The organism is Mesorhizobium sp. M7A.F.Ca.CA.002.04.1.1, assembly GCF_004022805.1.
Taxonomy (GTDB): Bacteria; Pseudomonadota; Alphaproteobacteria; order Rhizobiales; family Rhizobiaceae; genus Mesorhizobium; species Mesorhizobium ciceri.
The window spans coordinates 1-1566 of sequence record NZ_RZPL01000992.1; the positions used below are offsets into that span (position 1 = coordinate 1).

Genomic DNA, 1566 nt, shown 5'->3' on the forward strand with positions numbered 1-1566 from the left:
GGCCAGGCCAATGCCCGATGTGGAGCCGGTGATGACTGCGTGTTTTCTGGCGGCCAAGGTCGAAATCCTCTGGTTGCGGCAAGAGCGATCTTATGTTGCAGTGCAGCATATATGCTCAATGCGACGCAATAACAGCGGCCAGAATTTTTCGACGAGATGAAATTTTCGTCATGAGCGGCCACACGGCCGCTCACCAGGAGGATCCTGATCGGATCGGAGTCGCTCGCCAGGCGCCGAAAGACCTCAGGCGACCAGGTCCGGCACCGGCCCGACATAGCGCGACTGCGGTCGGATCAGCCGTCCAGTCGTCTGCTGTTCACGCGCATGCGCGATCCAGCCGGCCACGCGCCCGGCGGCAAAGACATTGCTGAAAGCTTGCGGCGGAAAGCCCGCCGCTTGCAGCACCAGCGCGGTGTAGAACTCGACATTGGTCTGCAGCGAACGCTGCGGCTTGGCGATCCTAAGCACCTCGAGCGCCGTTTGCTCGACGGTCTCCGCAAAGGCCAGCCGGCGACCGGTTTCGCCCTCGCCGCCGAGTTGCCGCACGACGGCCTTCAGCACATCGGCGCGCGGATCGCGCACACGGTAGATGCGATGGCCGAACCCCATGATGCGCCTGCCCTGCGCGATCTCGTTGCGCAGCCAGCCGGCGGCATCGCCATGCGCCTGGATCGCATCCAGCATCTCGATGACGGGGCCAGGCGCGCCACCATGCAGCGGCCCTTTGAGCGCGCCAAGCCCGGCCAGCACAGAGGATGTCAGGCCGGCCTGCGTGGAGGCGACCACGCGCGTCGCAAAGGTCGATGCGTTGAGGCCGTGGTCGCAGACGGTCACCAGATAGGTGTCGAGCGCTTTTGTGAGCGCCGGCGAGGCGACGCGGCCGCCCAGCATCCTCAGCATGTCGGCGGCATGATCGGTGCGGCTGTCCGGCGCGATCGGCTGCTCGCCGCGCCGCAGGCGCAGCAGCGCCGGCGTCAGCACGGCGGGCGCCGCGATCAGCAGCAAGGCGTCGGTCAAGGTCTCGCCATCCGGCAGCTGCGCCATGCCGGCGCGCATGGCGCTGTAGACATCGAGCGGCGCCAGCAAAGGCAGCGAGGGCAAGAGCCGTTCGAACACGTCCGCACGCGCCTGTCCCAGCGCCCGCGTCAGTTGCGCATCATCGGGAAGGTCGTTGAAGAAGCCGTCGAGCAGCAGCCTAACCACCTGGGCATAGTTCCAACGGCCGGCCAGTTCCGGCAGCGAATGACCTCGGATCGTCAGACGGCCGCCAAGACCATCCACATCGGAAAGCACGGTTTCCGCCGCCACCACATCATCGAGCCCATTCGCCATAGCCTGTCTCCTTGAAGCATTTCCGGATCGGAGATAGAGATGGGCAACGTTTCCATCAATCTTGATCAATATAATCAATATCAGGGCTCGATATGTCCGAGTGGTTGTCCCGGGAAGAGGCGCTGGAGAGACTCAAGGTGCGGGCGCAGACGCTGTACGCCTATGTCAGCCGTGGGCGCATCGGCATGCGGCCCAACCGCGCCGATCCGCGCCGCAGCCAGTACCGCGCCGACG

1 protein-coding gene and 1 pseudogene are annotated in these 1566 nt (G+C 65.1%); one reads left to right on the forward strand and one right to left on the reverse strand.

Annotated features, from left to right (window positions below; genetic code table 11):
* Window positions 1–243 precede the first annotated feature (243 nt).
* The gene (locus ENZ75_RS31345) at window positions 244–1332 is read right to left on the reverse strand and encodes a citrate synthase/methylcitrate synthase (protein WP_063169184.1); all 1089 of its coding nucleotides are present in this window, start codon (window positions 1330–1332) and stop codon (window positions 244–246) included.
* Window positions 1333–1424: 92 nt separating this feature from the next.
* Between ENZ75_RS31345 and ENZ75_RS35440 the strand changes: the two are divergent.
* Window positions 1425–1566: pseudogene (locus ENZ75_RS35440) on the forward strand (citrate synthase); the annotation flags it as partial.